The sequence below is a fragment of the Variovorax sp. 01T439_2 genome (assembly GCF_056398445.1).
The window spans coordinates 1-3481 of sequence record NZ_JBFTPJ010000644.1 but is presented as its reverse complement, the minus strand read 5'-3'; the positions used below and the strand labels follow the sequence as shown (position 1 = coordinate 3481).

Here is a 3481-nt window from a genome sequence, read left to right as displayed (position 1 = left end):
GTTCTATGCCGACCACGCCACGCAGGCGGCCTACTTCCGCAATGTGGCGCAGCAAGGCGACGACAAGGACCGGCGCTACCTGATCGAGCAGGTGACCGAATTCCTGCTGAAAGGCGCGGGCGTCAGGTAGGGCGGTGCTGCGGCAGGTACATGGTGGCTTCCACTTCCACCAGCACCTCGTCGCCCGGCAGGAAGCGCGCCACCTCGACCACCGTGCTGACCGGCGGCTCGCCCGGATAGAACAGGCCGCGCACGCGGTTGTAGAAGGCGTAGTGCGGCAGCTGGCGGAAGTACTGCACCAGCTTCACCACGTCTTCCATGGTGCCGCCATGCTCGGCCGCGATCTGGCGGATGCGCTCGAGCACGAACCAGCTCTGCGCCACGATGGGCGCCTCGAAGATGTCGACCGACATCTGGCCCGTGGCATAGCCCAGGCCCTGCAGGGCCGTGCGGCCTTCCTCGGGCAGGGCCTCGTAGCCGGCCACGGCGCGGCGCGTGGCCGGATCGACCGCGACCACGCCGCTCATGAAGACGAAATCGCCCACGCGCTTGGCGGCGGCGTAGTTGGCCATTGGCTTGCCCATGCTCATCGTGTCTGCTCCAGAATTTCTTGACCGCCACGGATCACGGTGCGCCGGCGCCCGCGCGGGCCGACCAGCTCATGCTCGCCGGTGGCCGCGAGCAGCACCAGGTCCGCGGGGCAGCCCGGCGCAATGCGGCCGTCCCATGCCAGGCCGAGCGCCTTCGCGGGGCTGACGGTGATCGCGTCGAGCCATTCGTCCGCGGGCGCGAGGTGCGCCATCTGCACACCGAGGCCGAAGGTTTCGAGAAGGTCGTAGCTGCCATAGGGATAGAAGGCGTCCTGCACGTTGTCCGTAGCCAGGCTCGCACGCAAGCCCCGTGCCGCCGCCTCGCGGATGCGCGTGATGCCGCGCGGCACGGGCGTGCGGTCCCAGGCGCCCTGAAGGTAGAGGTTGGTGGTCGGCAGCGCGACGATGTGGATGCCGGCGCCCGCGCACAGCGCCAGCGTCTCGTTGGCAACGGCATCGTCCTGCATCGCCAGCGAGCAGCAGTGGCCGCAGACCACACCGCGCCGGAAGTCGCGCGCGCGCATCAGCTGCGCAATGCTGCGCAGGCCGCTCGCGTCGGCGTCGAGACCCTCGTCGACATGGAAGTCGAGGCCCAGGCCGTGGTCCTGCGCGAGGTCGAACACGCGGCCCAGCTTGTGCACCAGGCCTTCGTTGCGATACACGAAGGCGCCCAGCACGCCGCCCGCGCGCTTCACCTCGCGCGCAATGCGCTCGCCGGCCGCGAGGTCCGCGAACAGGTCGAGCGGCGTGAGAGAGACGAACTGCAGCTCGATGCGGCCGCGCCACTCTTCGCGCAGCGCCTCGAACACCGCCAGCGCGGCGGGCGGCTCGCCCTCCACCCAGTCGATGTGGGTGCGCAGCGCGCGCGTGCCCGACTGCCAGGCCTCGTGCAGCGCGCGCTCCATGCGCGGGCGCAGCGTTTGGYCGCTCCAGCCCGCGCGGTGCTTCGCCATGCGGTCGATGGCCGCGAACAGGTTGCCCTCGGCCGCGCCGACTTCCTGCACGGTGTAGTTCTTGTCGATGTGCGCATGCGCCTCGACGAGCGCGCTCAGCAAGGTGCCGCGCGCCTGCGACTGCGATGCGCTCGGCGCGACGGCCTGCACCCTGTCGCCGGCCAGCGTGACGTCGAAGACCTGGGCATCGCCCGCGGCAAAGCCGCGCAGCCGCGACGGAATGCGCAGCGACTCGAGTTTCATGCGCGCTGTTGCAGCGCTCGCAGCCAGCCGAGCCCCGCCGAGGTGCCGCCGGGTTCCGAGCCGCGCCGGGGCCGGTACTCGCAGCCGACCCAGCCCTGCCAGCCGGACTGCGCCGACACCTCGTCGATCAGGTCGAACAGGTAGGGGTAGTTCTGCTCGCCGATGTCGGGCTCGTGGCGCTCGGGCACGCCGGCAATCTGGATGTGGCCCACGCGCCCGGTGGGCAGGTACTTGCGGATCTTCATGGCCACGTCACCCTCGACGATCTGGCAGTGGTACAGGTCCATCTGCACCTTGAGGTTGGTCGCGCCCACCATGTCGACGATCTCGTGCGCATGGTCCTGCCGGTTGAGGAAGAAGCGCGGGATGTCGCGCGTGTTGATGGGCTCGATCAGCACGTCGCGCCCGGCCTTGGCCGCCTCGGCCGCGGCCCAGCGCAGGTTGTCGACGTACACGGGCTGCACGGCCTCGCGCTCCAGGCCTTCGGGCACCAGGCCCGCCATGACGTGGATGCGCGGGCAGCCGAGCGCCACGGCGTAGTCGATGGCGCTGGCCATGCCTTCGCGGAATTCGGCGTCGCGGCCCGGCAGGCAGGCCAGGCCGCGCTCGCCGCGGTCCCAGTCGCCCGGAGGGGCGTTGAAGAGCACCTGCTGCAGGCCGTTGTGCTGGAGCCGCGCGGCGAGCTCTTCCTTTGCGAAGGCATAGGGAAAAAGATATTCGACGGCCTTGAAGCCGTCTTTCGCGGCGGCTTCGAAGCGGTCGAGGAAGTTGAGCTCCGGATAGAGCATCGAGAGGTTGGCGGCGAATTGGGGCATGGCGTGTTTTTACTACTACTGGCGGCTACCAGCGCGCACCGAAGATGCGGCGCAGTTCATCGATCTGTTCATTGCCGAGCGGCTCGGGCCTGGCGGGGCCGGCAAGCAGCTGGAGCTTGGCGGTTTCCTCGAGTTCCTCGAGCACGGCCATGGCAGCGGCCGGGCTCTCGTGCCACACGTTGGGGCCGAGGCGTTCGAGCATCACGGCGCGAATCGGCGTGCCGGCCGCGCCATGGCGCTCGATGGCCTGCGCCACGAGTTCGGCCGCCTCGGGCGCGCCGGGGCGGTGGTACGGAATGAGCGGCACGTGGCCGACCTTCATGACGAAGTACGGCGTGAGCGCGGGCAGCAGCTCGTCGCCCGGCGTGTTCGCCAGCGTGAGCGCAACGCAGTGCGTGCTGTGCGTGTGGATCACGCAGGCCGTGCCTGCATCGAACTTGCGGGCGGCGGCGTAGATGCGCGTGTGCAGCGCGATGGTCTTACTGGCGCGGTCGCCGCCGGTCTGCTGGCCTTGCGCGTCGAGTTTGGCAAGACGCGCGGGGTCGAGAAAACCCAGGCAGGCATCGGTCGGCGTGATCAGAAAACCATCGTCCAGCCGCACGCTGATGTTGCCCGCGGTGGCATGCACGTAGCCGCGTTCGAACAGGCTGCGGCCGACTCGGCAGATTTCTTCTCGGGCTTGGGTTTCTTTCATGTCTTTTTTAACTGCGCGAGTTTGGCTGTGTTCGGGCGGTCTTGTTCAGGGTGCTGTTGTCCAGGGCGTGTGCACAGATCACCGGGTACTCCCCTCCGCGAATGTCCCCCGGCCTGCGGCCTCCTCCTTGATTTCGCTGCGGGGAGCACCCGATGCTCTGTGCACCTGGGCACGCTCGTGGTGTAC

Annotated in this window: 4 protein-coding genes; all 4 read right to left on the bottom strand. The window is 69.0% G+C overall.

Translation table 11 applies throughout. From position 1 onward, the window contains the following. Nucleotides 1-122: 122 nt before the first annotated feature. The 4 genes from AC1DOC_RS24995 to AC1DOC_RS24980 are packed head-to-tail and all read right to left on the bottom strand — an operon-like array spanning nt 123 to nt 3295. A complete protein-coding gene (locus AC1DOC_RS24995) occupies nt 123-590 on the bottom strand; it encodes a RidA family protein (protein ID WP_478080906.1) in 468 nt (155 codons plus the stop codon). Further along, a complete protein-coding gene (locus AC1DOC_RS24990; RefSeq protein ID WP_478130706.1) occupies nt 587-1786 on the bottom strand; it encodes an amidohydrolase family protein in 1200 nt (399 codons plus the stop codon). Before AC1DOC_RS24990 ends, AC1DOC_RS24995 begins: the two co-directional genes overlap by 4 nt. After that, nucleotides 1783-2601 (bottom strand): 2-oxo-tetronate isomerase, encoded by an 819-nt coding sequence (otnI, locus tag AC1DOC_RS24985; protein ID WP_478084440.1) that lies wholly within the window; start codon nt 2599-2601, stop codon nt 1783-1785. The genes AC1DOC_RS24990 and otnI overlap by 4 nt, the downstream gene beginning before the upstream one ends. A 25-nt stretch (nt 2602-2626) precedes the next feature. Continuing rightward, nucleotides 2627-3295 (bottom strand): class II aldolase/adducin family protein, encoded by a 669-nt coding sequence (locus AC1DOC_RS24980; protein WP_015867882.1) that lies wholly within the window; start codon nt 3293-3295, stop codon nt 2627-2629. Nucleotides 3296-3481 lie beyond the last annotated feature (186 nt).